The organism is Tardiphaga robiniae (genome assembly GCF_001618955.1).
GTDB lineage: Bacteria > Pseudomonadota > Alphaproteobacteria > Rhizobiales > Xanthobacteraceae > Tardiphaga > Tardiphaga robiniae_A.
Window position 1 is genome coordinate 960,982 of record NZ_LVYV01000001.1, and the last position, 26,776, is coordinate 987,757.

Annotated in this window: 27 protein-coding genes; 14 read left to right on the forward strand and 13 right to left on the reverse strand. The window is 61.1% G+C overall.

The features are described from left to right. Nucleotides 1-70: 70 nt before the first annotated feature. Complete coding sequence (locus A4A58_RS04510) at nt 71-1,069, reverse strand: tyrosine recombinase XerC (protein WP_068730133.1); 999 nt, start codon at nt 1,067-1,069, stop codon at nt 71-73. Between the two features lie 83 nt (nt 1,070-1,152). Next, on the reverse strand, nt 1,153-1,785 hold the full coding sequence (locus A4A58_RS04515) for a carboxymuconolactone decarboxylase family protein (RefSeq protein WP_068730135.1): 633 nt from the start codon (nt 1,783-1,785) through the stop codon (nt 1,153-1,155). A gap of 144 nt (nt 1,786-1,929) precedes the next feature. Here A4A58_RS04515 and A4A58_RS04520 point away from each other — a divergent pair, with 144 nt between their 5' ends. Beyond that, a complete protein-coding gene (locus tag A4A58_RS04520; RefSeq protein WP_068730137.1) occupies nt 1,930-4,128 on the forward strand; it encodes a primosomal protein N' in 2,199 nt (732 codons plus the stop codon). A 126-nt stretch (nt 4,129-4,254) separates the two neighbouring features. Here the strand turns inward: A4A58_RS04520 and A4A58_RS04525 are convergent, their stop codons facing one another. Then, a complete protein-coding gene (locus A4A58_RS04525) occupies nt 4,255-4,746 on the reverse strand; it encodes a septal ring lytic transglycosylase RlpA family protein (protein ID WP_068730140.1) in 492 nt (163 codons plus the stop codon). Nucleotides 4,747-5,442: 696 nt separating this feature from the next. On the opposite strand from A4A58_RS04525, the gene A4A58_RS04530 reads away from it, so the two are divergent. The 5 genes from A4A58_RS04530 (at nt 5,443) to A4A58_RS04550 (ending at nt 10,592) form a co-directional block, all read left to right on the forward strand. Beyond that, complete coding sequence (locus tag A4A58_RS04530) at nt 5,443-6,003, forward strand: F0F1 ATP synthase subunit delta (RefSeq protein ID WP_068730142.1); 561 nt, start codon at nt 5,443-5,445, stop codon at nt 6,001-6,003. Further along, the gene (gene atpA / locus A4A58_RS04535; RefSeq protein ID WP_068730144.1) at nt 6,003-7,538 is read left to right on the forward strand and encodes a F0F1 ATP synthase subunit alpha; all 1,536 of its coding nucleotides are present in this window, start codon (nt 6,003-6,005) and stop codon (nt 7,536-7,538) included. Before A4A58_RS04530 ends, atpA begins: the two co-directional genes overlap by 1 nt. A 121-nt stretch (nt 7,539-7,659) precedes the next feature. Then, nucleotides 7,660-8,535: a F0F1 ATP synthase subunit gamma gene (locus tag A4A58_RS04540; protein ID WP_068730146.1), complete on the forward strand. Its 876-nt coding sequence runs from the start codon at nt 7,660-7,662 to the stop codon at nt 8,533-8,535. Between the two features lie 73 nt (nt 8,536-8,608). Beyond that, nucleotides 8,609-10,048, forward strand: a complete 1,440-nt coding sequence (gene atpD, locus A4A58_RS04545) for a F0F1 ATP synthase subunit beta (RefSeq protein ID WP_068730150.1) — start codon at nt 8,609-8,611, stop codon at nt 10,046-10,048. A gap of 136 nt (nt 10,049-10,184) precedes the next feature. Further along, nucleotides 10,185-10,592, forward strand: a complete 408-nt coding sequence (locus A4A58_RS04550) for a F0F1 ATP synthase subunit epsilon (RefSeq protein WP_068730152.1) — start codon at nt 10,185-10,187, stop codon at nt 10,590-10,592. A gap of 43 nt (nt 10,593-10,635) precedes the next feature. Here A4A58_RS04550 and A4A58_RS04555 read toward each other — a convergent pair whose 3' ends face one another. The 10 genes from A4A58_RS04555 to A4A58_RS04600 all read right to left on the reverse strand — a co-directional run bounded on the left by A4A58_RS04555 (nt 10,636) and on the right by A4A58_RS04600 (nt 20,102). Beyond that, complete coding sequence (locus tag A4A58_RS04555; RefSeq protein ID WP_068730154.1) at nt 10,636-11,130, reverse strand: RNA pyrophosphohydrolase; 495 nt, start codon at nt 11,128-11,130, stop codon at nt 10,636-10,638. Nucleotides 11,131-11,137: 7 nt separating this feature from the next. After that, nucleotides 11,138-11,641: an RNA pyrophosphohydrolase gene (locus tag A4A58_RS04560; RefSeq protein WP_068730156.1), complete on the reverse strand. Its 504-nt coding sequence runs from the start codon at nt 11,639-11,641 to the stop codon at nt 11,138-11,140. 105 nt (nt 11,642-11,746) lie between these two features. Continuing rightward, on the reverse strand, nt 11,747-12,955 hold the full coding sequence (locus A4A58_RS04565) for a divergent polysaccharide deacetylase family protein (protein WP_068730158.1): 1,209 nt from the start codon (nt 12,953-12,955) through the stop codon (nt 11,747-11,749). 144 nt (nt 12,956-13,099) lie between these two features. Next, complete coding sequence (locus tag A4A58_RS04570) at nt 13,100-14,476, reverse strand: S41 family peptidase (RefSeq protein ID WP_068730160.1); 1,377 nt, start codon at nt 14,474-14,476, stop codon at nt 13,100-13,102. Continuing rightward, nucleotides 14,473-15,777 (reverse strand): murein hydrolase activator EnvC family protein, encoded by a 1,305-nt coding sequence (locus A4A58_RS04575; protein WP_433993602.1) that lies wholly within the window; start codon nt 15,775-15,777, stop codon nt 14,473-14,475. The genes A4A58_RS04570 and A4A58_RS04575 overlap by 4 nt, the downstream gene beginning before the upstream one ends. 126 nt (nt 15,778-15,903) lie before the next feature. Then, nucleotides 15,904-16,386 carry a 23S rRNA (pseudouridine(1915)-N(3))-methyltransferase RlmH gene (rlmH, locus tag A4A58_RS04580; protein ID WP_068730162.1) on the reverse strand — a complete coding sequence of 161 codons (483 nt, stop codon included), beginning with the start codon at nt 16,384-16,386 and terminating at the stop codon, nt 15,904-15,906. A 46-nt stretch (nt 16,387-16,432) separates the two neighbouring features. Then, a complete protein-coding gene (gene rsfS / locus A4A58_RS31405; protein ID WP_244558251.1) occupies nt 16,433-16,798 on the reverse strand; it encodes a ribosome silencing factor in 366 nt (121 codons plus the stop codon). Between the two features lie 360 nt (nt 16,799-17,158). Then, the gene (locus tag A4A58_RS04590; protein ID WP_081421740.1) at nt 17,159-17,788 is read right to left on the reverse strand and encodes a nicotinate-nucleotide adenylyltransferase; all 630 of its coding nucleotides are present in this window, start codon (nt 17,786-17,788) and stop codon (nt 17,159-17,161) included. Nucleotides 17,789-17,818: 30 nt separating this feature from the next. Continuing rightward, nucleotides 17,819-19,111 (reverse strand): glutamate-5-semialdehyde dehydrogenase, encoded by a 1,293-nt coding sequence (locus tag A4A58_RS04595; RefSeq protein WP_068730166.1) that lies wholly within the window; start codon nt 19,109-19,111, stop codon nt 17,819-17,821. Between the two features lie 76 nt (nt 19,112-19,187). Continuing rightward, the gene (locus A4A58_RS04600; protein ID WP_068730167.1) at nt 19,188-20,102 is read right to left on the reverse strand and encodes a LysR family transcriptional regulator; all 915 of its coding nucleotides are present in this window, start codon (nt 20,100-20,102) and stop codon (nt 19,188-19,190) included. A 142-nt stretch (nt 20,103-20,244) separates the two neighbouring features. On the opposite strand from A4A58_RS04600, the gene A4A58_RS04605 reads away from it, so the two are divergent. The 8 genes from A4A58_RS04605 to A4A58_RS04635 all read left to right on the forward strand — a co-directional run bounded on the left by A4A58_RS04605 (nt 20,245) and on the right by A4A58_RS04635 (nt 26,724). Next, entirely contained in the window at nt 20,245-21,258 is a 1,014-nt protein-coding gene (locus A4A58_RS04605; RefSeq protein WP_068730168.1) for an ABC transporter substrate-binding protein, read from the forward strand. Beyond that, on the forward strand, nt 21,258-21,986 hold the full coding sequence (gene rutB / locus A4A58_RS04610; RefSeq protein WP_068730169.1) for a pyrimidine utilization protein B: 729 nt from the start codon (nt 21,258-21,260) through the stop codon (nt 21,984-21,986). The genes A4A58_RS04605 and rutB overlap by 1 nt, the downstream gene beginning before the upstream one ends. A gap of 7 nt (nt 21,987-21,993) precedes the next feature. Continuing rightward, nucleotides 21,994-22,380 carry a pyrimidine utilization protein C gene (gene rutC, locus A4A58_RS04615; protein WP_068730170.1) on the forward strand — a complete coding sequence of 129 codons (387 nt, stop codon included), beginning with the start codon at nt 21,994-21,996 and terminating at the stop codon, nt 22,378-22,380. 1 nt (nt 22,381) lies between these two features. Continuing rightward, nucleotides 22,382-23,173 (forward strand): ABC transporter permease, encoded by a 792-nt coding sequence (locus tag A4A58_RS04620; RefSeq protein WP_086936958.1) that lies wholly within the window; start codon nt 22,382-22,384, stop codon nt 23,171-23,173. Nucleotides 23,174-23,204: 31 nt separating this feature from the next. After that, nucleotides 23,205-24,005, forward strand: coding sequence for a pyrimidine utilization protein D (gene rutD, locus A4A58_RS04625; protein ID WP_068730171.1), 801 nt, complete (start codon nt 23,205-23,207; stop codon nt 24,003-24,005). Continuing rightward, nucleotides 24,002-24,814 (forward strand): ABC transporter ATP-binding protein, encoded by an 813-nt coding sequence (locus A4A58_RS04630; RefSeq protein WP_081421697.1) that lies wholly within the window; start codon nt 24,002-24,004, stop codon nt 24,812-24,814. The genes rutD and A4A58_RS04630 overlap by 4 nt, the downstream gene beginning before the upstream one ends. 249 nt (nt 24,815-25,063) lie before the next feature. Continuing rightward, on the forward strand, nt 25,064-26,326 hold the full coding sequence (locus tag A4A58_RS29550) for a site-specific integrase (protein ID WP_081421698.1): 1,263 nt from the start codon (nt 25,064-25,066) through the stop codon (nt 26,324-26,326). Further along, nucleotides 26,323-26,724: a hypothetical protein gene (locus A4A58_RS04635; protein ID WP_068730172.1), complete on the forward strand. Its 402-nt coding sequence runs from the start codon at nt 26,323-26,325 to the stop codon at nt 26,722-26,724. The genes A4A58_RS29550 and A4A58_RS04635 overlap by 4 nt, the downstream gene beginning before the upstream one ends. Nucleotides 26,725-26,776: the final 52 nt, after the last annotated feature.

A 26,776-nucleotide genomic window follows, 5' to 3' on the forward strand; every position in this document is an offset into this window, starting at 1 on the left:
TTGACCGAACCGCGGCGACTTCGCAAGGGGCAGCTCATGACACTTCTACTACAGCTGGGGCTTGCCTGGCCTACGCTCGCGGGTGTGCGGTCTTGTAGACCTCGAACAGCCGCTCGGTGTCGATGCCGGTATAGATCTGCGTGGTCGACAGCGAGGCGTGGCCGAGCAATTCCTGGATCGCGCGGAGGTCACCACCGCGGGTCAGCAGATGGGTGGCAAAGGAATGGCGCAGCGCGTGCGGCGTGGCGCTGTCGGGCAGGCCGAGCGCGCCACGCATCCGCTCCATGGTCAACTGGATGATCCGCGGGCTGAGCGGACCGCCCCGCGCGCCGACAAACATCGGTCCTTCAGCAGGCAGCGGGTGCGGACACTGCGCCGCATAGTCGGCGATGAGCTCCAGCACATTCTGCAACACGGGTACCATGCGGGTCTTGTTGCCCTTGCCATTGACGATCAGCACGTCACCGGCACCGGGTGCCGGCACGTCGCGCCGCTTGAGGCCAAGCGCCTCGGAGATGCGGAGGCCCGAGCCATAGAGTAGCGCCATCACCGCGGCATCGCGCGCCCAGATCCACGGATCGCGATTTTCGCCCGCGCGTTCATTCGCATCGGCAAGACGCTTGGCAGAGGCCATCTGCAGCGGTTTCGGCAGGCTCTTGCCGATTTTCGGCGCGCGTATCGCTGACAGCGCACCGACGTTACCTTTGCCTTCACGTTCCAGAAATCGCCCGAACGACCGCAAGCCAGCCAGCGCGCGCATCAGGGAGCGACCGCCAATGTCATCGCTGCGACGCGCCGCCATGAAGGCACGGACATCGCTGGCCTCCAGTTTGGCGAAACGCGGCAGCGAAACGAGCGCGCCCCAGTGCTCGGCGAGGAACGTCAGAAACTGCCGAACGTCACGCGCATAGGCCTCAAGCGTCTTGGGCGACAGCCGCCGCTCGGCACGCAGATGCGACAGCCAGCGCGTCATCTGCAGCGAGATGTCGGCATTGGCGCAAATCAGCTCGATCGGCGCCGGTGCGCCAGATCTCGCTTCGGTCGATTTCTTGTCGGAAAGCTTGGCCATCGGGATGCCTTAGGCTCGCGCCGCGCGAACGGGCGGAGATTATCACACCCCGCTCGTTTCACTTTGGTGAATCGCCGCCATCGTCAATCCGGGAACCGCTTCAACGGCTCCGCCACCCCGGCGGGCAAGCCCGTTCGAGCCGCGTTCATGGTCATGGCCAGGAAGGTGTAATAGCCGTTGATCCCGAGCAGATCGATGACGCCCTGCTCGCCGAATTTGGCAACGGCCCTGTTCCAGGTCGGATCGCTGACGCGCTTGGTGCGCTGGATCTCGATCGACATGTCGTAAGCGGCCTCTTCGTCCTCGGCCATGCCAACAGGACGCCGCCCGTCGGCAATCGCATCGGCGATCTCCTTGCGCAGACCGGCCTTGATCGCAATATCATGATGGGCAACCCACTCATATTGCTGGGTCCACTCGCGCGCAGTGATCAGGATGATCATTTCGCTGAGCCGCGGCGCCAGCGCGCTCTTGAACCTGAGATGATCGCCCATCACCTTGGCGCGGAGCATCACTTCCGGACTGCGAATCAGCGGCACAAAGGGGCCCCGGACCTCGTAGCCGCGCCCGCCGGCGAATTCCTCGGCCGCTTTCTTCTGCGCGTCGGTGTATTTGTCGGCCGGGATCGGTGGCATCCGGTCCTGCGCCAGTGCGGGAATGGCGGTAACGGACAGCACGAGAAGTGAGGCTAGAGTCCCGGCGAGCTTGTGGCGCATGATGTTTCTCCCTGCGGGTTCTTGTTCTTGTTTCATTGTCGTGGCGGCCGATCGGTCATAAGACCGGCCATCCGGCGGACACTGGTCCGGACCGCACCGCGAGCTTAGGTTAGCGGATACCCCAATTCGAGTCTGATTCCGCCGATGGACGAAGCTGCGCGCACCAAAACACCGTCTGGCGTCGTTGACGTGCTGGTGCCGGTCGCGCTGAACCAGGCTTATTCCTATCGCGTGCCTCGTGGCCTCGATCTGCAGCCCGGCGATGTCGTCAGCGTGCCGCTCGGCGCCCGCGAGGTGATCGGCGTGGTCTGGGCAGAAAATGAGAACCCAGATCCGCGGCTGCACAACCGGCTCAAGGAAGTCGGCGAAAAATTCGATGTCCCCCCGCTGAAACAGGAATTGCGCAGCCTGGTCGACTGGGTTGCGAATTACACTTTGTCCGCGCGCGGCATGGTCATGAAGATGACTCTGCGGATGGGCGAGCACCTCGGCCCGGAGCGGGTGCGCATGGGCGTCCGCCTGGTCGGCGAAGTGCCCAAGCGCATGACCTCGGCACGCGCACGGCTGATCGAGATCCTGTCGGACGGGTTGCTGCATGCGAAATCCGAAGCCGCCAAGGAAGCCGGAGTCAGCGGCGGCGTGATCGACGGCCTCGTCGATGAAGGCACGCTAGCGATTGAAGCCATGCCCCGCGCGCTGCCGCCGCCGGCGCCTGATCCCACCTTCGCCGAACCGGACTTTTCAGACGATCAGGCCGTCGCGGCCGAAGCAATGCGGACCTTCGCCGCCAAGGGGGATTTTCACGCCGCTTTGCTCGACGGTGTCACCGGCTCCGGCAAGACGGAGGTCTATTTCGAGGCGGTTGCCGAGGTGATCAAGCGCGGCGAACAGGTGCTGATCCTGATGCCGGAGATCGCGCTCACCGGACAATTCCTGGAGCGCTTCTCAAAACGCTTCGGCGTGCGGCCGCTGGAGTGGCATTCCGAACTGACACCGCGCACCCGCGCGCGCAACTGGGCGTCGATCGCCAATGGCGAGGCCCATGTCATCGTCGGTGCGCGTTCGGCGCTGTTTCTGCCTTACGCGAAACTCGGCCTGATCATCGTCGATGAGGAACATGACCAGGCCTACAAGCAGGACGAAGGCGCGCATTACCACGCCCGCGATATGGCGGTGGTGCGCGCATCCATCGCCAGGATTCCCATCGTGTTGGCCTCGGCGACACCATCGGTCGAGTCCGAGGTCAACGCGCGCAAGGGCCGCTATCAACGCATCGCGCTGCCATCGCGCTTCGGCGGTCAGCACATGCCGCATATCGAGGTCATCGACCTGCGCCGCGAAGGCCCGATGCGCGGCCGCTTCATCGCACCGCGCCTCGCCGAGAAAATCCAGATCGCGATCGAGCGCAAGGAACAGGCGCTGCTCTTCCTCAATCGCCGCGGCTATGCGCCGCTGACGCTATGCCGCGGCTGCGGACACCGATTTGCCTGCACGATCTGCGATGCGTGGCTGGTCGATCATCGCTTTCGCCAGCGGCTGGTCTGTCACCACTGCGGTTTCTCGATGCATCGCCCGCAGCAATGCCCGCATTGCCAGGCCGAGGAATCGCTGGTCGCCGTGGGTCCGGGCGTCGAGCGGCTGCAAGAGGAAGCGGCGAGCCTGTTTCCGGATGCGCGCACCATGGTGCTGTCGAGCGACCTCATCACCTCGATCGATGCGATGCGGACCGAGCTGGCCGAAATCGCCGAAGGCCGTGTCGATGTCATCATCGGCACGCAACTCGTGGCCAAGGGCCATAACTTCCCGCGGCTTAATCTGGTCGGCGTCATCGACGCCGATCTGGGCCTCGGCAATGGCGATCCGCGCGCCGCGGAGCGCACCTATCAGATGCTCAATCAAGTCATCGGCCGCGCTGGACGTGAACAGGGACGCGGCGTCGGCTATCTGCAGACCCATCAGCCGGAGCATCCGGTGATGAAGGCGCTGATCGCAAACGACCGCGAAGCGTTTTACGCCAGCGAGATCGAGGCCCGCGAGCGCGCGGGCTATCCACCCTTCGGCCGACTGGCGAGCCTGATCATCTCAGGCGGCGACCGGCCAACCACGGAGGGCTATGCGCGCAAGCTCGCCGCCGTAGCACCGATCGACGAGCGCATCATGGTGCTCGGCCCCGCCGAAGCACCGCTCGCCGTGATCAAGGGCCGCTATCGCTTCCGGCTATTGGTGAAGTCCGCCCGCAACGTCGATCTGTCGCACTACCTGCGCGACTGGCTCGCGCATGGACCGAAGGCGACGGGCAATCTCAAGCTCGAAGTAGATGTCGATCCGCAAAGCTTTCTGTAAGCAACGCCCGTGTGACAGATCAAAGAAAAGCCTGCTGTCATTACTGACAACAGGCTTTTACTGAACGCGGACACAACGCAACGCTTACTAAACTTGAGAGATCAGTATCGTAGCGCGTCTCTGCGCTTACATGACTTCAGCAACGACACGGCCGACGCCACGGCCGGTCAAACCGATCGCGCTCGCTGCGCCCTTGGACAGGTCGAGTACGCGGCCACGGATGAACGGGCCGCGATCGTTGACGGTGACGACAACGCTGCGACCGCCATGGGTAACGCGCAGCTTGGTGCCGAACGGCAGCGAACGATGCGCGGCAGTCATCGCATTCTGATTGAAGCGCTGACCCGACGCGGTGCGGCTGCCGGACTCATTGCCATAATAGGACGCAACACCCGAGAAGCTACGACCGCCCGTCGACGGAGCGATCGACGCGTTGGCATCGAATAGCGACGGCTGGCTGGCCTGATGAGTGTGATGCTTGTGGTGATGACGATGGTGCCGGGATTTGGCCGAAGCCTCCGAAACAGTTCCCCCGAGAACAAGAGCGGCAGTCATGACAGCGATTGCCGTACGCGGCCGGGCGATAGCGCCCAGCGTCGATTTTCCGTAACGCAGCATAAGTTGTTGTCCCTCAGACAGTATTGCCACAAATGTGGCAAGTGGACCCCCGTCCCAATTTCACTGACTGAGCGTTTGACGACGTAATGAGGCGTAAAATAGGCAACACAATCGTTCCATGACCAGATGAAATATCTTGTGATGGAATGGAACATGGCTAATGGTCCGCTTTAATAAATTTTTAACTATCAAGTATACTACATACTACACAACTATACTGAATAGCGAAGTGATCGTCGTGCATGGATAGCATTCGGTAAGTAAATGTTAAGCAGCCCAAAACGGTGACGTGAGGCGCACACGCCGCGCCGTCCGCCGTGATTTCAATTGCGGGCTCACTCGCGATCGACGTTGCATGATTCAAAAGAAATCGGCACCATGTACCGCCATGCGGAATTAGAAATTCCGCCTCGGAGACGAACGCCGAAACACACCGTCAGCGACCCGATTGGCGAGTCTCATCTCCCTGAAATGATTCTTTGCGAGGGCCTGCGACAAGGCAGCATCAAACGCTTTCGTCGCGTTGCACCAGCGCGCGGGCTATGTTAGCAAAGCCGCGATTTGAACGGGTCACGACATTTTGTTGTGACCTAAAAATCGAAGTCCCGCTTGAATTCCAAGGACTTGGATCGCTAGGCGCCGCATTCGGGCGATAGTTATTCCCTTGCGAGTTTGACAGCCTGAAGAGCGCAATTCGTGGCAGCAGAAGATCCGTCGGTTTCGGGAATGTCCGGTCGTTATGCGACGGCTCTGTTTGAGCTGGCGCGTGACGAAAAGTCCGTCGATGCGGTGAAGGCCGATCTCGACAAGTTCACAGCGATGCTGGCCGACAGTGCCGATCTGGCGCGACTGGTTCGCAGTCCGGTATTTGCCGCAGAGGTTCAGGGCAAGGCCTTGGCTTCGGTGCTGGAGAAGGCCGGAATTACCGGCATCACCGCCAATTTCCTCCGTGTCCTGACCGCGAACCGTCGTTTGTTCGCGGTGAATGACGTGATCCGCGGCTTCCGCGCGCTGGTCGCCAAGTTCAAGGGCGAAGCTACGGCTGACGTCACCGTCGCCGAGCCGCTCAGTGACAAGAATCTCGACGCTCTCAAGACCGCGCTGAAGTCAGTGACGGGCAAGGACGTCGCGCTCAACGTGAAAGTCGATCCGTCCATCATCGGCGGGCTTGTCGTCAAGCTCGGCAGCCGCATGGTGGACAGCTCGCTTCGCACTAAACTCAACTCGATCAAGCACTCGATGAAAGAGGCAGGCTGATGGACATCCGCGCCGCAGAAATTTCCGCGATCCTCAAAGACCAGATCAAGAATTTCGGCCAGGAAGCTGAAGTTTCCGAAGTCGGACAGGTGTTGTCCGTCGGCGACGGCATTGCCCGCGTCTACGGCCTCGACAACGTCCAGGCCGGCGAAATGGTCGAATTCGAGAACGGCACCCGCGGCATGGCGCTGAACCTCGAAACCGACAACGTCGGTGTCGTTATTTTCGGCGCTGACCGCGAAATTAAAGAAGGCCAGACTGTTAAGCGCACCCGTTCGATCGTGGACGCGCCGGTTGGCAAGGGTCTGCTCGGCCGCGTGGTCGACGCACTCGGCAATCCGATCGATGGCAAGGGTCCGATCCAGGCCGACAAGCGTATGCGCGTCGACGTCAAGGCGCCGGGCATCATTCCGCGCAAGTCGGTCAACGAGCCGATGGCAACCGGCCTGAAGTCGGTCGACGCTTTGATCCCGGTCGGCCGCGGCCAGCGCGAGCTGATCATCGGTGACCGTCAGACCGGCAAGACCGCAATCGCGCTCGACACCATTCTGAACCAGAAGTCGCTGAACGTTGCTGGCGCTCCCGAGAGCCAGAAACTGTACTGCGTTTACGTCGCCGTCGGTCAGAAGCGTTCGACCGTCGCCCAGTTCGTGAAGGTGCTCGAAGAGCAGGGCGCGATGGAATACTCCGTCGTCGTCGCCGCGACCGCTTCCGATCCGGCTCCGATGCAGTACATCGCGCCGTTCACCGGTTGCACGATCGGCGAATTCTTCCGCGACAACGGCATGCACGCCGTCATCATCTATGACGATCTCTCGAAGCAGGCCGTTGCTTACCGTCAGATGTCGCTGCTGCTGCGCCGTCCGCCGGGCCGCGAAGCCTATCCGGGCGACGTGTTCTATCTTCACTCGCGTCTGCTCGAACGCGCTGCGAAGCTCAATGATTCCCAGGGCAATGGTTCGCTCACGGCGCTGCCGGTCATCGAAACCCAGGCCAACGACGTGTCCGCCTACATTCCGACCAACGTGATTTCGATCACTGACGGTCAGATCTTCCTTGAAACCGATCTGTTCTTCCAAGGCATCCGTCCTGCCGTGAACGTCGGTCTGTCGGTGTCGCGCGTCGGCTCGGCCGCGCAGACCAAGGCGATGAAAAAGGTCGCCGGCAAGATCAAGGGTGAGCTCGCGCAGTACCGCGAAATGGCGGCCTTTGCGCAGTTCGGCTCGGACCTCGACGCTTCGACCCAGCGCCTGCTGAACCGCGGCGCACGTCTGACCGAACTCCTGAAGCAGCCGCAGTTCTCGCCGCTGAAGATGGAAGAGCAGGTTTGCGTGATCTGGGCCGGCACCAACGGCTATCTCGACACTCTGCCGATCGCCAAGGTTCGGGGCTTCGAAGACGGTCTTCTGTCGCTGCTGCGCGGCAAGAACGTCGAGATCCTCAACGCGATCCGCGACAGCCGCGATCTCAAGGATGACGTCGCCGCCCAGCTCAAGGCCGTCGTCGAAGGCTTCGCGAAGACCTACGCTGCTTAATACTGTCAATGAATGGCCGGCTCCCGCCGGCCATTCGCGTTGATGTCCGGCACGAGGTCGGGCGTTTCGAACGAGAGGTTCGCGATCGGCCAAACGGCCAGATCGCCGGGGTGGACTGAGAATGGCCTCACTTAAAGACATGCGCGTCCGCATCGCCTCGACCAAGGCGACGCAGAAGATCACCAAGGCGATGCAGATGGTCGCAGCGTCGAAGCTGCGTCGTGCGCAGACCGCTGCCGAAGCTGCACGTCCTTACGCCGAGAAGATGGATACCGTGATCGCCAGCATTGCCGGCGCTACAACGGCAGGCTCCGGCCCGGCGCTGCTCGTCGGCACCGGCAAGGATCAGGTTCATCTGCTGCTGGTCTGCACCGGCGAGCGTGGCCTGTGCGGCGCTTTCAATTCCTCGATCGTCCGTCTGGCGCGCGAACGCGCACTGGCGCTGATGAACCAGGGCAAGACGGTCAAATTCTTCTGCGTCGGCCGCAAGGGCTACGAGCAACTGCGCCGTAATTTCGACAAGCAGATCGTCGGTCATCTCGAATTGCGTTCGGTGCGTCAGCTCGGCTTCGTCAATGCCAACGACATCGCCAAGAAGGTTCTCGAACTCTTCAACACTGGCGAATTCGACGTCTGCACGCTGTTCTATTCGCGCTTCAAATCGGTGATCGCGCAAATCCCGACCGCCCAGCAGATCATTCCGCTGGTGGTCGAAGCACCTAAAGCCGATGCCGGCCCGACGCCGAGCTACGACTACGAGCCCGCCGAGGATGAGATCCTCGACGGCCTGCTGCCGCGCAATCTCGCGGTGCAGATCTTTCGCGCTCTGCTCGAGAACAACGCTTCGTTCTACGGCGCGCAGATGAGCTCAATGGACAACGCCACGCGCAACGCCGGCGACATGATCCGCAAGCAGACATTGATCTACAACCGCACCCGCCAGGCGATGATTACGAAGGAGCTGATCGAAATCATCTCCGGCGCCGAGGCGATCTAACAACCTTCCGGTCCTCAGGACCGCCGTTCAAGTTTCGGACTTCCGAGTCCTTGAAGTTTATGGAGAAGTTTTCATGGCTACAGCCAACCAGACCGGCCGCATCACCCAGGTCATCGGCGCCGTCGTCGACGTGCAGTTCGAAGGCCACCTGCCCGCGATTCTCAGCGCCATCGAGACCATGAACGGTGCCAACCGTCTGGTGCTCGAAGTCGCCCAGCATCTCGGTGAATCGACGGTACGCACCATCGCGATGGACACCACCGAAGGTTTGGTCCGCGGCCAGCCGGTCACCGACACCGGCAATCCGATCCAGGTTCCGGTCGGCGTCGGCACCCTCGGCCGCATCATGAACGTGATCGGCGAGCCGATCGATGAAGGCGGTCCGATCGCTTCGGAAGGCCTGCGCGCGATCCATCAGGAAGCGCCGACGTACACCGAGCAGTCCACCGAGGCTGAAATTCTCGTCACCGGCATCAAGGTCGTCGATCTGCTCGCGCCTTACGCCAAGGGCGGCAAGATCGGCCTGTTCGGCGGCGCCGGCGTCGGCAAGACGGTTCTCATTCAGGAACTGATCAACAACGTCGCGAAGGCGCACGGCGGCAACTCGGTATTCGCCGGCGTTGGCGAGCGTACCCGCGAAGGTAACGATCTCTATCACGAGTTCATCGAATCCAAGGTGAACGCCGATCCGCACAATCCGGATCCGGCCGTGAAGTCGAAGTGCGCTCTCGTGTTCGGCCAGATGAACGAGCCTCCGGGCGCCCGCATGCGCGTTGCTCTGTCCGGTCTGACCGTCGCCGAGCACTTCCGCGATCAGGGCCAGGACGTGCTGTTCTTTATCGACAACATCTTCCGCTTCACCCAGGCAGGTTCGGAAGTGTCGGCGCTGCTCGGCCGTATTCCTTCGGCGGTGGGTTATCAGCCGACGCTCGCGACCGACATGGGCGCGCTGCAGGAGCGTATCACCACCACGCATAAGGGTTCGATCACCTCGGTGCAGGCCATCTACGTTCCGGCCGACGACTTGACCGATCCGGCGCCTGCTACCTCGTTCGCCCATTTGGACGCTACGACCGTGCTCAACCGTGCGATTTCGGAAAAGGGCATCTACCCCGCAGTGGACCCGCTCGACTCCACCTCGCGCATGCTGTCCCCGCTGATCGTCGGCCAGGAGCACTACGAGACCGCGCGTATGGTTCAGCAGGTGCTGCAGAAGTACAAGTCGCTGCAGGACATCATCGCCATTCTCGGCATGGACGAACTGTCGGAAGAGGACAAGCTGGCCGTGGCCCGCGCCCGCAAGATCGAGCGCTTCCTGTCGCAGCCGTTCTTCGTCGCTGAAATCTTCACGGGTTCGCCGGGCAAGTTCGTCGAACTCGCCGACACCATCAAGGGTTTCCGCGCGATCTGCGAAGGCAAGTACGATCACCTGCCGGAAGCTGCCTTCTACATGGTCGGCGCAATCGAAGAAGCCGTCGAGAAGGGCAAGAAGCTGGCTGCTGAAGCTGCCTAACTTTCTTACCCTCCCCCTTGCGGGGAGGGTCGGCGCATTTGCGCCGGGGTGGGGGTGCCACAAGCGCCTTCGCCCGTGGTTACCCCCCCCCAACCCTCCCCCGCAAGGGGGGAGGGAGCAGTCAGCGGATAACGACATGGCCACGTTCCACTTCGATCTCGTCTCACCGGAAAAGCTCGCTTTCACGGGCGAAGTTGAGCAGGTCGATATTCCCGGCGCCGAGGGCGATGTCGGCGTGATGGCCGGCCACGCACCTGTGGTGATCGCGCTGCGTCCGGGCATCATGACTGTCACCACCGGGGGCAAGCATGAGAAGATCATTGTGCTCGGCGGCCTTGCCGAAGTCTCGGACAAGGGCTTGACGGTTCTTGCTGACGTCGCGACCTCGATCGCCGAGCTTGACCGCGAAGCTTTCGCCAAAGACATCGCCGAGATGGAAGAGAAGCTGGCCGAGAAGGAAGGCTCCGCTCTGGACCGCGCCATCGAGCGCCTCGACCACTTCAAGGTCATCCAGCAGCACATCACCTCGACGGCGATGCACTAAGCGCTATAGCCCGGGTAGCGCTTCGTTTCGTCAGGGCTTCGCTTCAGACAAATTTAGCGAACTGCTCCGCCACTGCGCGATAGACATCGCGCCGGAATGGCACCACGAGATCCGCGACACGGTCCAGCCGCTCCCAGCGCCAGGCATCGAATTCCGCCGGCTGACCGTTGCGCGGCGTCAGCGGATCGACTTCGGCATCATCCCCGGTGAACTTCAGCGCAAACCACTTCTGCCGCTGCCCGCGGAACTGCGCAAAGCGATGGCTGGGATTCTCGAACGGGATGAAGTCGTAGGTCATCCAGCCAGTCTCGCCGAGATAGTCGGCATGGATGACGCCGGTCTCTTCCCACAATTCGCGCATCACAGCGACGCGAGGATCTTCATCGGGATCGATGCCACCCTGCGGCATCTGCCACTCCAGGCCCGGAAGGACGATTTCTGGCCCGTCATCCTTGAAGCGGCGGCCAATTAGAACCTTGCCGTCGGCATTGAACAGTGCGACGCCCACATTGGGGCGATAGGGCCGGTTATCCGTCATTCCGGTGCTAGCCGTCCGCCAGACCAGCGAATTCCTTCACCACCCGCTCATAGACCGGGCGCTTGAACGGCACGATCAGCTCCGGAAGGTTCTTCATAGGCTCCCAGCGCCAATTGATGAACTCGGCCTTGTGGCCGCCAGGTGGATGCGTGACGTTGATTTCCTTGTCATCGCCGGTGAAGCGCACAGCGAACCATTTCTGCCGCTGGCCACGATAACGACCCTTCCAGGCGCGCCCGGCCACCGTGCGGGGAATATCATAGATCAACCAGTCCGGCACTTCGCCAAGCTTTTCGACCGATTGGACGCTGGTTTCTTCATAGAGCTCGCGCTTGGCGGCTTCCCAGGTGTCCTCACCGGGATCGACGCCGCCCTGCGGCATCTGCCAGACATGCATGTCATCGACGTGCTCGATACCGCCGGCGCGACGACCGATAAAGACGAGCCCTTGCGGGTTGATCAGCATCATTCCGACGCAAGTTCGATAGGGCAGGTCTTCGTAGCGCGCCATTCCGTCAATGCCTCTCGCGTCCGTTCGAGCACTCTTTACGCAGCGATTCGACTTTGCTGAATCACAGCGATTCGGCCGTGCCGAATTCACCCTAGCCCAAAGACGCTAGCTTGATTTTGATTTCAGCATCGCGGTTGTCAATGGCACCAGCATGACCCCGCGGCTTTCAAGGGTTTTCGCCCAGGCGCTGATACGTTCGATCGAGATCGGCAGCGCCGAAGCGACGCCGACGGCCACACCACGCTCCTTGGCCAGCCCCTCGAGCCGCGCCAGCGCCTTGTCGATGTCTGCGGAGGTCGGCACCGCGTCTATGGCAACATCGGAGCGTGCGAAAGGCATACCCTGCCCTTCGGCCGCCGCGGCGGCAACGCTGCGCGGCGTCGAGCCATCGTCGAACAATGCAAGCCCCCGCTTGCTGGCCTCACGTGCAATGGGTTGCATCGCCGTGTCAGTGGCGATGAAGCGTGCGCCCATGAAATTGGCGACGCCGACATAGCCCTGGAAGCGGCTCATATGCCACATCATGCGATCGAGGTTCTGCTCGGCCGTAGCCGAGGACAACAGCGTCTGCGGGCCGGGATCGTTATCGGGATAGTCGAACGGTTCCATCGGCAGCTGCAGCAGCACCTCGTGGCGCTGCGCACGGGCGCGTTCGACCAGTTTGCCGGGATCCGAGCCATACGGCGTGAAGCCCAGCGTCACGGCCGGCGGCAGCTTCATGATGGCATCGGTGGTCTTGGCTGCACCAACGCCGAGGCCGCCAATGACGATGGAAATGCTCGGTGTCTTCATCGCCCTAGCGCGCTCGGCCTCGGAGCTCGCGGCATAGGCCGTGACCGGCTTCAGCGCGCCGATGGCGATCGGCACCATGCCGTGGCGGGATTTCTCCAGCAGCTTCTGATCGATCCCCGTCATGACCGGCGGCGGCGCATCGGCCGCAGCGCTGTCCGACCCCTCGCTCGACACCACGACATCCTTACGGGCACCGCTGGAGCCATCAATGATGGTGATGGTCTTCTGGCCGGGAGCCTCGGGTGCCTTGGCCAACTCGGGCGTACCGTGCTTGACCTCGACCGGCGGCTTGGCGGCGACCTTCTGATCATCGGTCGCAGCAGGCGCCTTGATCGCTACGCGCGCTACCGGCTCGCCGCCCATCGGGTTGTTATTGAAGAGGGCAACACCGAGAAAGGCGAGCAGCAGCAAGGCAAGGATCGTGGCAAGCGCCTGCGTTCCGGAAAAAGGCAGCCGGAACCGCCGCTTACGCGTCGATTTTTGTCCAAGCGGGGCGCTCAGATCGTCCGCCGACACTGCCATGGATCTCCCGAATCAGCCGACCGGACAATAACACGCCCGGCCGCGGCCACGGCACCCGGAAGGGCGCGGGATCGCCCGAAGGATTGCAACAAAAAGGGCGACCCGAAGGTCGCCCTTTCCGCAGAATTGATGCGCACTTACCGATCAGTTCGGCTTGGCGGCCGCCTTATCGTCTGCCGGCTTATCCGCAGCAGCAGCGGCTCCGGGCGGCGGTGTAACGGCCGCATTCGACGTCACCTTGATGCCATGCAGCAGGTCGGCAGCAGCCTTGAGCGCCTTGTCGTTCTTGGCATCCGGCGGCACGTAGGACTGCGAACCGGTCTTCTCATCGCCATCGTTCTTCAGATGGCCACGCAGCGAAGCCTCGCCCTTGATATCGCGGGACTTCAACTCGTCCGGCACGTCCTGCACGATCTCGATGTCCGGGACGATACCCTTGGCCTGGATCGACTTGCCCGACGGCGTAAAGTAGCGCGCCGTGGTCAGACGCAGCGCACCGTTGCCGGAGCCCAGCGGGATGATGGTCTGCACCGAGCCCTTGCCGAACGAGCGCGTACCGATCGTGGTGGCACGCTTGTGGTCCTGCAGTGCGCCGGCGACGATTTCCGACGCCGAGGCCGAACCGCCATTGATCAGCACGACCACCGGCTTGCCCTTGGTCAGATCGCCCGCATGCGCCGTACGGCGCTGGGTTTCTTCAGCGTTACGACCGCGGGTCGAGACGATCTCGCCACGCTCAAGGAACGCGTCAGAGACGGTGACGGCTTCTTCGAGCAAGCCGCCCGGATTGTTGCGGAGGTCGATGATGAAGCCCTTGAGCTTGTCGGCGCCGATCGCCGCGGTCTGGGCCGCGATCTCGCGCTTCAGACCTTCGGTGGTCTGCTCGTTGAAGGTCGTCACGCGGATGTAAGCGATATCGTCGCTTTCAATGCGGGCGCGCACGGAACGGACGCGGATGTTGTCGCGCACGAGGGTGACGTCGAGGGGATTGTCCTGGCCCTTGCGGATGATCTTCAGCTTGATCTTGGTGTTGACCGGACCGCGCATCTTCTCGACGGCCTGGTTCAGGGTGAGACCCTGCACGGCTTCTTCGTCGAGGCTGGTGATGATGTCGTTGGCCATGATGCCGGCCTTCGATGCCGGGGTATCGTCGATCGGCGACACCACCTTGATCAGGCCGTCTTCCATGGTGACTTCGATACCGAGACCGCCGAACTCACCGCGGGTCTGCACCTGCATGTCACGGAAGCTCTTGGCGTCCATGTAGCTGGAATGCGGATCGAGACCGGTGAGCATGCCGGAGATCGCCGACTCGACCAGCTTGCTGTCGTCGGGTTTCTCGACATAGTCGCTGCGGACGCGCTCAAACACGTCGCCGAACAGGTTGAGTTGACGATAGGTATCCGAGGTCGCTGCGCGGGCACTGGTGCCCATGAACACGGCGCGTGGCTGGGTCACGAAGAGCGTCAAGGCGGCGCCAGTGGCAGCACTCAGCAGAATTATGGAAGTCTTGCGCATCATCCGCGAACCTTTTCGCCTTCGTTAGCGGCCCACCATGGGCCTGGATCAATGGGAGTCCCGTCTTTCCGGAACTCGATATAAAGCACAGGCTGGCTGGCATTGGCCGCAAGGACGGATGCTACCCGGGATGTTGATCCCATGACAGCGATCGGTTCCCCGGTAAGAACGAACTGACCAATGTTCACCGAAATACGCTCCATCCCGGCGATCAAGACATGATACCCGCCCCCGGCGTTGAGGATCAAGAGTTGTCCATAGCTACGGAACGGACCGGAATAAACAACCCAGCCGTCACACGGTGTTGTGACCTGCGCACCCGCCCGTGCGGCCAGTGACATGCCCTTTTCGACGCCACCGACACCGTCGGAACCGCCGAAATTGCGAATTTTAACCCCGTTGACCGGAAGTGCGAGCATGCCCTTTGCCGAAGCAAAGGCGATCGCCGGACTGAGCCTGCCGGGGTCCTTGAAGGCGCCGATATTCGGCTTGCCATTGCTGAGCGCCGCCGGCGTGCCCTGCAGACTGGCTGTGGCCGCTGCCTTCGCCGCCGCCTTGGAATCCTGCTCCATCTTCGCGATCAGGCCCTGCAGACTGTCGACCTGACGGGACAACGTCAGCGCCCGCGCCGCTTCCGCTTCCATGTCCTTTTCAGCAGCCGACTGCTGCTTCTGGCGCTCGTCGGTGAAGGACGCGAGGCGCGTCTGTTCTTCCTTCAGCTTGTCGCGATCGCCGGCAAGCTGATCCCGTTCGGTCGAGATCGCCTTGCGCAAATTCACGAGTTCGCTGAGGTCAGCTACGAGTTTTTCGGCGCGTGCGCGCATGTCGGGCACGACGGAGCCGAGCAGCATCGCGGTACGCAGCGACTTCAACGCGTCTTCGGGACGTACCAGCAAGGCCGGTGGCGCACGGCGTCCCGCGCGCTGCAAAGCGGACAATACTTCGACGATTTCACCACGGCGCGATTCCAGCGTACCGCGGATCTTCTGCTCGCGCGCATCGAGCGGACGCAGACGCGCTTCGGCATCGTCGATGCGGGTTTCGACGCCGCGGACGCGGGCAGCAATATCGATGAGCTGCTGACTGAGCTTGCCGCGGTCCTGTCCGATCGCCGCGATATCGGCTTTCAGTTTTGCCTGCAGCTCCGCAGCGCTCTTCTGCTGCGCACGGATCGCTTCAAGCTCCTGCTCGCGCTGACGAATTATATCAGGTGATGGCGCATTGGCCTGCTGGATCGGCGTAGCCGTTTGCGCCCGGACCGAGGTCGTCATCAAACCCGCAAGAGTTGCTGATACCAGCATCATAGAAAACGACGATGCGTTCGACATCCCGCGGCGAACGGCGTCGTGTTCAGATGGAATGGACCGCGGTGACAGCATCGTGGTTTCGACAGCGCCTTCTTTCAAACGCGACACGCTCAATATAGCGAGCTAAACGCGGTGATACGGGTGGCCAGCCAGAATTGTAGCAGCCCGGTAAATCTGTTCCAGAAGCATGACGCGAACTATTTGATGCGGCCAGGTCGCCGAGCCGAATGCAATGCTCAGTTTGGCTTTGCGCCGCAATTCGGGCGAAAGTCCGTCCGCCCCGCCGATGACAAAAACATTATGCGGCACCGATTCGTCCCGCCACTTCCCGATATGGCGAGCGAAACTGGCGCTGTCGACGCTGCTGCCACGCTCGTCGAGCGCTACCAATACAGCCTTTTCCGGAATCAGCGCCGAAATCGCCGCTGCTTCCTCATTGATCCGGGTCGCCGCATCGCGTGCGCGGCTTTCCGAAATTTCATGAATCGCAAGGCCCCGAAAGCCGAGCTTGCGGCCGATATCGTCGAAGCGATCACGGTACCGTTCCGCGAGCTCGCGTTCCGGACCCTGCTTGAGCTTGCCGATGGAGATCACAAGAAGGTGCATCGGCACAGACTAGCACGCGTCGCGCCGTTGCCGAATGCCCGCTGGCTCAAACAGCCTTCAGATCGATCCGCGGTTCATCCGACGGACTCTGCGTCCACAAACGTTCCAGATTGTAGAACTCGCGAACTTCAGGCCGGAAGACATGCAGGATGACTTCGCCGGTATCGATCAGCACCCAATCGCAATTGGACAGGCCTTCGACATGCAGCTTCTTCTGACCGGCTTCCTTGAGACCCTTGGCGACATTTTCGGCCACCGCGCCGACATGGCGGTTGGACCGACCGGTGGTCACGACCATGTAATCGGAGAAAGCCGACTTGCCGCGCAGATCGATGGTCACCGTTTCCTCGGCCTTCATGTCGTCAAGGCGGGCGAGAACGAGATTGAGCGTTTCGGTCGCGCTGTCACGCACCGCCGCAGCTGATTTCTTCGCCTTGGGCGAAGCAACCTTCTTCGGAATGACAGCCTTCGGTGCAGCTTTTGCAGCAGCAGGTGTCTTGGCTGCAGCCTTCGGCTTTGCGGTTTTGGTCGCGGCAGCCTTTTTAGGCGCGGCAGCCTTCTTTACCGAAGCGGACTTCTTGGGTGGGGCAACCTTGGACGAGGCTTTCTTGGCGCCCGTCTTGGACAATACAGAAGTGGCCAGAGGACCATTCCTTTCACTGTATTGGGACGCCGAATCCGACGCCCGATGAGATCAAGTATGCATGTGGGAATGCCGGATTCAATATTCCAGCGCCTGCCCTATAGCACTTATCGGGCGAGTGTTGTGGAATTACGTCTTCCAGCTGCCATCCGGGTTCCGCAGCCGGGTGGAGGACAGATTCAGCTTCAAACCGGTCAAAAATACCCATGCAGGTGGCTTCAGGTCGGCCAATGACCCAGCGTCCTGCTCCGGTATCCGGTAACGACCGAGGGCCTGGGCGGCGGTCGACGCCAGTCCCTGGAAGCTCTGCGGCGGCCGGTCGATGACCGCAAAGGGCACCTCTCCGGCAATCACCTGCCAGCTCTCCCAGCGGTGAAACTGGGCGAGATTGTCGGCACCCATGATCCAGACAAATCGTGCTTGCGAACATCGACGTCGGAGGTAGCTGATGGTGTCGACGGTATAGCGCGTACCGATGACACTCTCGAGACAGGTAATATCGATGCGCGGATGATCGGCCATTGCTTCCGCAGCGGCGGCGCGCTCGGCGAGATCGTGCAGATTGCGTTGATCCTTGAGCGGATTGCCCGGCGACACCAGCCACCAGACGCGATCGAGCTTCAGCCGTTTCATCGCGAACAGGCTGATGGCCCGATGCGCGGCATGCGGCGGATTGAACGATCCGCCGAGCAGACCGATCCGCATGCCGGGACTATGTGGCGGGATGCCCTGCGCCGGCGGGACTGAATGCAAATTCAATTCAGTCTCCACGCGCCGAAACGCACATCATCACGGCCGGGTCTGTCCGGTGCCGTGAATACGGTATTTGAAACTGGTGAGCTGCTCGGCGCCGACCGGGCCCCGCGCATGGAATTTGCCGGTGGCGATTCCGATTTCCGCGCCGAAACCGAATTCACCGCCGTCGGCAAACTGCGTCGAGGCGTTATGCAGCACGATCGCCGAATCCACTTCGTTGAGAAACTTCGCGGCAACCGCGACGTCCTCGGTGACGATCGCATCGGTGTGATGCGAGCCGTGATCACGAATATGCGCGAGCGCATCATCGACACCATCGACGACCCTGGCCGAGATGATCGCGTCTTCGTATTCGGTGTCCCAATCCTCGTCCGTTGCAGGCTTGACGCGCGCATCCGCCTGCTGCACGGCGGCATCACCGCGCACCTCACAGCCGGCGTCGATCAGCATTTCCACCAACGGCTTGAGATGCGTGCCCGCCACCGCGCGGTCGATCAACAGCGTTTCGGTCGCGCCGCAGACGCCGGGACGGCGCATCTTGGCATTCAACACGATCGATTTCGCCATATCGAGCTTCGCGGCATGATCGATATAGGTGTGATTGACGCCTTCGAGATGCGCAAATACCGGCACACGCGCTTCGGCCTCGACACGCGCAACTAGGCTCTTGCCGCCCCGCGGCACGATCACATCTACACCGCCATTGAGGCCGGTGAGCAGCAATCCGACCGCCGCACGATCGCGCGTCGGCACCAGCGTGATCGCGGCTTCCGGCAGTCCGGCTTCGCGCAGGCCCTGCACCAGACATTCGTGAATCGCACGGCAAGAGCGGAAACTGTCCGAGCCGCCGCGCAGGATCACCGCATTGCCGGACTTCAGGCACAACACGCCGGCATCCGCGGCGACATTCGGACGGCTCTCGAAGATCACTGCGACGACACCCAGCGGTACGCGCACGCGTTCGATGGTCATGCCATTCGGCCGCTGCCAGCTCTCGGTAACGGCGCCGACCGGATCGGCGATGTCATGGATGACCCGGATGCCATCCGCCATCGCGTGCACGCGCGCCTCGGTCAGGGTCAGCCGATCGATAAAGGCCGATGTGGCGCCATTGGAGCGCACCTCGGCGACATCCTCGGCATTGGCCGCCAGAATCGCAGGCGTACCGGCGCGGATCGCGCGTTCCATGGCCGCAAGCGCCCGGTTCTTCTGCGCCGTTGGAGCCACCGCCAACGCACGCGCAGCCGCACGGGCGCTCCGGGCGAGGTCGTTCATCAGGACAGGCAAATCAGCCGATCCGTCGATGGCTTTCAGCGAGGCGGTCATAAGGGGCTCAAATTAGCGGAATAGGATTGTTCATCCCAAAATAGGGACTCATGGGAGCAAGGTCAAAGCGTGTTCGCTACCACCCGGCAGCAGTGCGCTCGCGGATCGATTGCGCCACGAGCTGGATGCCGCGGTAAAGCGCGCGACCGGCCGGCGACAGGTCACGCCCCACGCGCCGGATCAGATACAAATCGCGCTCGATCACCGGATCGAGCAGCCTGCGGAAGGTCAGTACGGGATGGTCAGTCGCCGGCAACGCCAGACCGGGCAACGGCGCCACGCCGACGCCTGCCTCGACCATGGCGAGCAGGGTCGCCGGGTGTTCGGCCTCATGCAGCGGGCTGCTACGCCCCAGTTCTTGCAGTCCGCGCTCCATTTCAAGCCGGATGCCGGTGCCGGTCGCCATGGCGATCATGCCTGCAGCGACGCCGTCCATCCAGTTCACCGCACTTTGCGACGCCAGTCTGTGATCTCGCCGCATCACTAGCGCAAAACGGTCCGTCAGCAGCTTCGTCGCGTCAAGATCCGCATCCTCACCCGGCACATTGGCGATGCCGAGCTCGGCGTCGCCGCTGCGCAGCCCGGCAATGATCTGATGCCGTGACACTTCCTTGAGCGTCACGCTCACCATGGGATATTCGCGCTGGAAATTCGCCAGTACCACCGGCATCAGACGCAACGCCACCGACGGCACGCAGGCCACCGTAACATGGCCGCGGCGATGCTCGCGCAGATCGCGTAGATCCTGAATTTGGTGATCGAGATCCGCGAGCAGACGCTGAATCCCCGGCAGGAATTCGACGCCAACCTTGCTGAGCTGGACGCTGCGCGTCGTCCGGTCCAGCAGCCGGACCTGCAGCTCGTCCTCGAGCTGGCGAACGGCCTGGCTGAGGGCGGACTGGGAGACGCCAAGTTTCCGCGCGGCTCGGCTGAAACTGCCAGCCTGAACCACCTCGACGAAGGCACGGAGCTGCCGAAGGTCGATATTCATAAGCATTACAGATAAATATATCTGTTTTTCCCGACTTGTTAATGAAATTAACGGGTGCAAGAATTTTATGCGGCAAACCGCTGCGGCTAAAAACTATGCAGCGCACCATCTGACATCGGCAATGGCGGCGAGGGACAGAGGCATGATCGACAGGCGCAACCTACTCAAATATTCGCTCATCGGCGCCGCAGCGGCACCGTTTGCAGGCCTGGGAGGCCCGGCCTTTGCCGCCGGCCGCAAGGTTCTGGTGTCCGAAGCCATCCGGCTCGGCATGTATGCCTCGCTCTATGTCGCCGCCGATAAGGGCCTGTTCGCCAAACATGGCCTCGATACCGACCTGTCGACCGCGGGCGGCATCGCCCTGCCGGTGCCGATCCTGCTGTCCGGCCGCGGCCAGATCGGCGTCACCAGCCCTGGCATGTCCGTCAACGCCACGCGTGAAGGCGGCAAGATCAAGAATATCGCCAAGATCGTCGGCGGCGTGTCGATGTGGGGAATGACCCGCCCGGACACCAAGATCACCACCATCGATGATCTCCGCGGCAAGACCATCGCGACGCTGAAATTTCCGTCCTCGACGATCCAGGTCCCGACCTACGCGATGAAGACGGTCGGCAAATTCGACCCCAAAGAAGCGGGCGTCACCTTCCTGGAATTGCCACCGGGCGCCCAGGCCGCAGCCGTCAAGGATGGCCGTGCCGACATTGCCACCGCATTCGAATGGGACATCAGCATCGGCGCCGAACAGTTTGGCCTCGTACCGTCGCTATCATTTGCCGATCTGCTTGGTCCGCTGTGTTTCACGACGGCCATGGCCACCGAAGACGTGATCGCCTCCAACCCGGAGGCGGTGCAAGGCTTCTGTAACGCCATCGCCGAAGCGCAGAAGATGATGCACGAGAATAACGCCGTCTTCACCGAGGTCGCAGCGAAGTACTTTCCAAAAGTCTCGCCCTCGGTGGTCGGAAATGCGACGAAGAATTTCTTTGGCAGCAAGACGGCTATCCCGAAAAACCCGACCATCTCCGCCGAGGAGTGGGATCGCGCGATGTTGCTCGAACAGGGCGGCGGCGCCGTCTCAACGACGCTTCCCTATACACAAATGGTCGACAATCGCTTCGCCGAGAAAGCGACCAAAGAATTCGGATTGGCGTGATGTCGGTTTCAACCAGCTTTCCGCCTGAACGGCGCTACGTCACCTTACCCGCACGCCCTGAGCCGTTGCGACTCGCGGTCGAGGAGACCGCAGTCATCGTGGTCGACATGCAGAACGCCTACGCGTCGCCGAACGGCTATCTGGATCTTGCGGGCTTCGACGTGACCGGCGCCAAGGCAGCGATCGTGGCCGTCAAGGAGACGCTGGAGGTTGCGCGCGAGGCCGGCGTCACCGTGATCTACTTCCAGAACGGCTGGGACGCCGACTATGTCGAGGCCGGCGGTCCGGGATCCCCGAACTGGCACAAATCGAATGCACTCAAGACCATGCGCGCGCGCCCGGAATTACAAGGCAGCCTGCTCGCCAAGGGTGGCTGGGACTATGCGCTCGTCGATGAACTCCAGCCGCGGCCCGGCGACATCGTGGTACCGAAACCGCGCTACAGCGGCTTCTTCAACAGCCAGTTTGACAGCATCCTGCGCGCGCGCGGCATCCGCAATCTCGTATTCTGCGGAGTTGCCACCAATGTTTGCGTGGAATCGACCCTGCGCGACGGCTTCCATCTAGAATATTTCGGCGTGATGCTCGAAGACGCGACGCATCAGGCCGGCCCCGACTACGTCCAGAAGGCGGCCGTCTTCAATATCGAAACCTTCTTCGGCTGGGTTTCCAGCACCGCTGATTTCCGCCGCGCATTTGCGCAGACTGAAACCTCCACAAAAGCTTGAGGATCCCATGACAGATCGCGCGATCATCCCGCCCGGCACTCATCCGCCACTCGCACCTTACTCGCCCGGCATGATGGCCGACGGCGTGATCTATGTGTCCGGCACGCTGGCCTTCGACAAGAATAACGACGTTGTTCACGTTGGCGATGCGGCAGCGCAGACCCGGCACATCCTCGAGACCATCAAGAGCGTGCTGACCACCGCCGGTGCCACGATGGCCGACGTCACCTTCAACTCCATCTTCGTGACCGACTGGGCCAATTACGGCGCCGTCAATAAAGTCTATGCCGAATATTTCCCCGGCGAGAAGCCGGCCCGCTATTGCATCCAGTGCGGATTGGTGAAACCGGACTGTCTCGTCGAGATCGCATCAATCGCACACAAGCGAGCCTGATGTGACGACCATCGAAGCCACCCGGGCCAATGTCGAGCGGCGGCTGATGCCGCCGGTCCTGCGGATCGCGCTGCTGCAAGTGGCACTGCTAGCTCTGTTACTTGCTGCCTGGGAAATTGCGATCAGCTTCAAATGGATCGCGGTCTATCTCTACGGACGGCCAAGCGGCATCTTCGCCAAGGCCTCTATTCTGATCGCCAACGGAGAACTCCTGCGCGATGCCGCGCTGACTGCCTGGGAAGCCATCGCCGGATTCCTGATCGGCACCATCGCCGGTAGCGCCGTTGGGCTGCTGCTCTGGCTGTTTCCCACCAGCGCGGCGGTGCTGCGCCCCTATCTCATCGCGCTCAACGGCTTGCCGAAGATCGCGCTCGCACCCTTGATTATCGTGTGGTTCGGAATCGGCATCTCGTCGAAGATCGCCATCGCCGCCATCATCACCTTCATCGTCGCGGTGATCACCGCGCAACAGGGCGCCAAGGAAGTTGATAGCGACCTGATCAAATTGATGCGCTCGCTCGGTGCCAGCCGCTGGAAGACCTGGCGAACGGTGGTCATTCCGGGCGCCATGCCGTGGATCGTGTCCGCCTTCCGTCTCAATGTCGGCTTCGCGCTGATCGGCGCAGTTGTCGGCGAATACATCGCCTCGAAAGAGGGTCTCGGCTACATGATCTACTACGCCGGCGTGCTCTACGATTTGAACGCCGTCTGGGTCGGCATCGCTGCGCTCATGGCTGTGGCGCTGCTGATGTACGGCGCAATCGACCTTCTCGAACGCCGCCTGCGCTTCTGACTTTTCATCGCTCCAACCCGCAAGACAAGCCATGCCCTATGCAAGCGGCGGTGACGCCGACATCTATTACGAAACTCATGGACACGGAACGGCAATCCTCATGTCGGCCGGCATGGGCGGCAGTGGATCGTTCTGGACGCCGCAGATCGCAGCACTCGCGCAGCGCCACCAAGTCATCCTTTACGATCACGTCGGCACCGGTCGTAGCGTTGATAACACTGCGCCGCCACGATCGATCGCCGGTATGGCCGATGATATCGCGCATGTGCTCGACCACGCCAGCGTCAGCAATGCGCATGTGGTGGGGCATGCCATCGGCGGCATCGTCGGAATTGAACTTGCCCTGCGTCATCCAGCGCGCTTACGCAGCCTGGTGGTGGTGAATGGCTGGGGCCGCGCCGATCCATTCCTGCGGCGCTGTTTCGAAGTGCGCAAACAGATCCTAAACCAGTCCGGCCCGAAAGCATATGTGCGCGCACAGCCGCTGTTCCTCTATCCGCCACGCTGGATTTCCGACAATGCCGCGCAGCTCGACGCGGAAGAAGAGCGCATCCTCGCGCACTTCCCGACAGCGGCCACGATGAATGCGCGCATCGACATGTTTCTCGCCTTCGACCCCGGCGACACTCTCGCTAACATTGCAACGCCGACACTGCTGGCCTCATCGCGGGACGACAGCCTGGTGCCGGCTTATCTCTCGCAACAACTGGCTGCCGCCATTCCGGGCGCGCGCGTTCGGGAAGTGGAATGGGGCGCCCATGCCTTCACCGCCGTGATACCCGATGTTTTCAATAACATGCTGCTCGGCTTCTGCAGCGAGGTGGATGCATGAACGTCATGACGCAAATCGGAACGTCGTCGTCCACATCCGCTGTGCTCAAGGCCGAACAGGTCGGCGCATCCTTCGGAAGCGGCAAGCAGTTTGTCGAAGCCATCCGCGACGTCAGCTTCGAATTGCGACAAGGCGAAACCTTGGCCATTGTCGGCCCGTCCGGCTGCGGCAAGTCCACATTGTTCAATGTCATCGCCGGTTTGCTGAAACCGACGCGCGGCCATGTGGAGGTCGCAGGCATCCGCGTCGACGATGCCGCAGGACATGTCGGCTACATGCTTCAGAAGGATCTGCTGCTACCGTGGCGTTCGGTCATCGACAATGTGATGCTCGGTTTGGAGGTGCGCGGTGCGGCGCGGCAGACCTCGCGCGACATCGCCATGAAATTGATCCGCGCCTACGGCCTAAACGGTTTCGAGAACGCCAAGCCCGCAACCTTGTCAGGCGGCATGCGCCAGCGCGTGGCCATCATGCGCACGCTGGCATTCGATCCGCAGGTGATCCTGCTGGATGAGCCGTTTTCGGCGCTGGATTTCCAGACCCGGCTGCTGCTGCAGGCCGACGTGTCACGCATCATCGCCGAAAACGGCAAGAGCGCCATTCTGGTCACCCATGACATTGGCGAAGCCATCGCCATGGCCGATCGCGTTCTGGTGCTGAGCGCACGCCCGGCGACCGTGCGGGCGCTCCATGTCATCAACCTGCCCAAGGCAGGCCGCGATCCCGTGGCGCTGCGCACCGACGCTGCCTTCCAGGCCTATTTCGCCAAGATCTGGGCCGACCTCGAAATGCCGGCAGCCGCCACGTAAGGCACCAGAGCTGCGGCTGACTGTTGCGACTAAAATGGATGGCGCCGGAGCGCGATTGGTGCCGCAAACAGGACTCGAACCTGTGACCCCGTCATTACGAATTTCAAGCGACGTGTTACACAGCGTTGCCTGAAGCTTCAATTTGACAAAAACACCTTGCTATCAATGACATGCGTCTCATACTGCTTTTCAGGGCATCACACCTAATTAACTTCCTGGTGCTTCCCCGGTGCTTCCCGGAGCTTAGAATTGCAGAAATTTCGCATATCAAAAAAATCGATCGACGCACTCCAGCCAACCCTGGCCGAATATACAGTGTGGGACAGCGAACTGCCGGGATTTGGAGTTCGAGTCCGGCCTTCTGGCGCTATGTCGTATATCTTGTGCTACCGCGCAGGGCGGGGAAGGAGATCTCCAACCCGAAGACTTACCTTAGGTTCAGTTGGCGCAATATTGCCTGATGAAGCCCGTCAGCTAGCGCGAAAACGGCTTGGTTCTGTTGCACACGGATCCGATCCGGCCGCTGAGGAGAGAGCGGCTAGGACAGCAATAACCGTATCAGAACTAGGCCAGGTGTTTTTAGCGCGCCACGTTTCAATCCGACGCAAAAGGCAGACGCTTGAGAGCTATCGACACATCATCGATGCTTACATAGTTCCAGCTTTTGGAAACATCGCGGCGAAGGATCTCACTCGATCTGAGGCCCAGTCGTTGCATGAACGCCTTGGACGGCGCCCGTCCGCAGCCAACCGCGTTATAGCCGTGCTTAGCAGCATTTATACATTCGCGTATCGACAACAGCTTATCTCATCCGATCACAACCCCGCAAAAGGGGTCGAAAAATATAGAGAGATAAAGCGAGAGCGATATCTTTCCTCCACTGAGCTAGCGAGGCTGGGCGCGGCGCTGCGAGAGGGCGAAACAACGGGTATCATTTGGCACCCTAAAAAACCCGATGCGAAGCTCAAGCACCTTCCAGCCCTAGAGAACCGCAAGATATTGATTGATCAGTATTCGGCAGCCGCAATTCGACTGCTGCTCTTCACTGGGGCCCGCAAAAGTGAAATATTAAATTTACGTTGGCGAGAGCTTGATCTCGAACGAGGCCTATTCTTGCTTCCGGATTCAAAGACTGGGCAGAAAACTCTGTATTTGAATCCGGCAACGCTCCAAGTTCTGGCTTCGCTGCCACGCATAGGTGAATATGTAATCGCCGGTTCAAAGATTGGCGCGGCGCGCTGTGATTTAAAGCGTCCATGGAAAGCCATTGTTACCCGCGCAGGCCTGGATAACATCCGACTACACGATCTTCGACATACGCATGCTAGCTTTGGTGTAACGGCCGGCCTTGGGCTTCCCATTATAGGTAAGCTTCTTGGTCATTCGCAGCCTATGACAACGGCGCGCTATGCTCATTTGGGTGACGATCCCACAAAATTGGCATCACTTCAAATATCCGGTGCAATAGCGACCGCCCTGAATGCGGATGATACGGAAGGATTTGGAGCATGAAGTCAGAGGCCGAAATTCATGCGGTCGCATCAGACACTCTGATTAAAGCCTTTGAAGACGGCTCTCACGATGAGATTCGTCACGTCCTCAAACAACTTAGTTATCTCGATGGCGAGGCATGGAGAATTTTGGTCGGCCTAATATGCGAAGATGCTGACTTGAAAACACGCTTCGAAAATCGACTCGTATTGGCGCGTTGGCGCAAAGGAGCTCCGCAGAACGTCGGAAGCTCTCTGTTAGGAAAGCAGTATATCGTTCATACAATCAGAACGGGATTGAAGCACGGTAAGAACCTAAAATTCTTGGTGGCGATGATTTCAGAGGAGCTTTCAACGTCACGCGCTGTCATTATGCAAGCTTGGTCCGAGCATCGAAAGAGTCTGGATAAAGACTGGTAAGATAGACTCCTTTTCCATAGCGGACTGTTATCGACGATATTACTGAAATTCC

Excerpts from the sequence above, each read along its gene's own strand:
- A4A58_RS04510 (WP_068730133.1), bottom strand. The coding sequence starts at position 1,069 with ATGGCCAAGCTTTCCGACAAGAAATCGACCGAAGCGAGATCTGGCGCA.
- A4A58_RS04515 (WP_068730135.1), bottom strand. The coding sequence starts at position 1,785 with ATGCGCCACAAGCTCGCCGGGACTCTAGCCTCACTTCTCGTGCTGTCC.
- A4A58_RS04520 (WP_068730137.1), top strand. The coding sequence starts at position 1,930 with ATGGACGAAGCTGCGCGCACCAAAACACCGTCTGGCGTCGTTGACGTG.
- A4A58_RS04525 (WP_068730140.1), bottom strand. The coding sequence starts at position 4,746 with ATGCTGCGTTACGGAAAATCGACGCTGGGCGCTATCGCCCGGCCGCGT.
- atpA (WP_068730144.1), top strand. The coding sequence starts at position 6,003 with ATGGACATCCGCGCCGCAGAAATTTCCGCGATCCTCAAAGACCAGATC.
- A4A58_RS04540 (WP_068730146.1), top strand. The coding sequence starts at position 7,660 with ATGGCCTCACTTAAAGACATGCGCGTCCGCATCGCCTCGACCAAGGCG.
- atpD (WP_068730150.1), top strand. The coding sequence starts at position 8,609 with ATGGCTACAGCCAACCAGACCGGCCGCATCACCCAGGTCATCGGCGCC.
- A4A58_RS04550 (WP_068730152.1), top strand. The coding sequence starts at position 10,185 with ATGGCCACGTTCCACTTCGATCTCGTCTCACCGGAAAAGCTCGCTTTC.
- A4A58_RS04555 (WP_068730154.1), bottom strand. The coding sequence starts at position 11,130 with ATGACGGATAACCGGCCCTATCGCCCCAATGTGGGCGTCGCACTGTTC.
- A4A58_RS04560 (WP_068730156.1), bottom strand. The coding sequence starts at position 11,641 with ATGGCGCGCTACGAAGACCTGCCCTATCGAACTTGCGTCGGAATGATG.
- A4A58_RS04565 (WP_068730158.1), bottom strand. The coding sequence starts at position 12,955 with ATGGCAGTGTCGGCGGACGATCTGAGCGCCCCGCTTGGACAAAAATCG.
- A4A58_RS04570 (WP_068730160.1), bottom strand. The coding sequence starts at position 14,476 with ATGATGCGCAAGACTTCCATAATTCTGCTGAGTGCTGCCACTGGCGCC.
- A4A58_RS04575 (WP_433993602.1), bottom strand. The coding sequence starts at position 15,777 with ATGATGCTGGTATCAGCAACTCTTGCGGGTTTGATGACGACCTCGGTC.
- rlmH (WP_068730162.1), bottom strand. The coding sequence starts at position 16,386 with ATGCACCTTCTTGTGATCTCCATCGGCAAGCTCAAGCAGGGTCCGGAA.
- A4A58_RS04595 (WP_068730166.1), bottom strand. The coding sequence starts at position 19,111 with ATGACCGCCTCGCTGAAAGCCATCGACGGATCGGCTGATTTGCCTGTC.
- A4A58_RS04600 (WP_068730167.1), bottom strand. The coding sequence starts at position 20,102 with ATGAATATCGACCTTCGGCAGCTCCGTGCCTTCGTCGAGGTGGTTCAG.
- A4A58_RS04605 (WP_068730168.1), top strand. The coding sequence starts at position 20,245 with ATGATCGACAGGCGCAACCTACTCAAATATTCGCTCATCGGCGCCGCA.
- rutB (WP_068730169.1), top strand. The coding sequence starts at position 21,258 with ATGTCGGTTTCAACCAGCTTTCCGCCTGAACGGCGCTACGTCACCTTA.
- rutC (WP_068730170.1), top strand. The coding sequence starts at position 21,994 with ATGACAGATCGCGCGATCATCCCGCCCGGCACTCATCCGCCACTCGCA.
- rutD (WP_068730171.1), top strand. The coding sequence starts at position 23,205 with ATGCCCTATGCAAGCGGCGGTGACGCCGACATCTATTACGAAACTCAT.
- A4A58_RS04630 (WP_081421697.1), top strand. The coding sequence starts at position 24,002 with ATGAACGTCATGACGCAAATCGGAACGTCGTCGTCCACATCCGCTGTG.
- A4A58_RS04635 (WP_068730172.1), top strand. The coding sequence starts at position 26,323 with ATGAAGTCAGAGGCCGAAATTCATGCGGTCGCATCAGACACTCTGATT.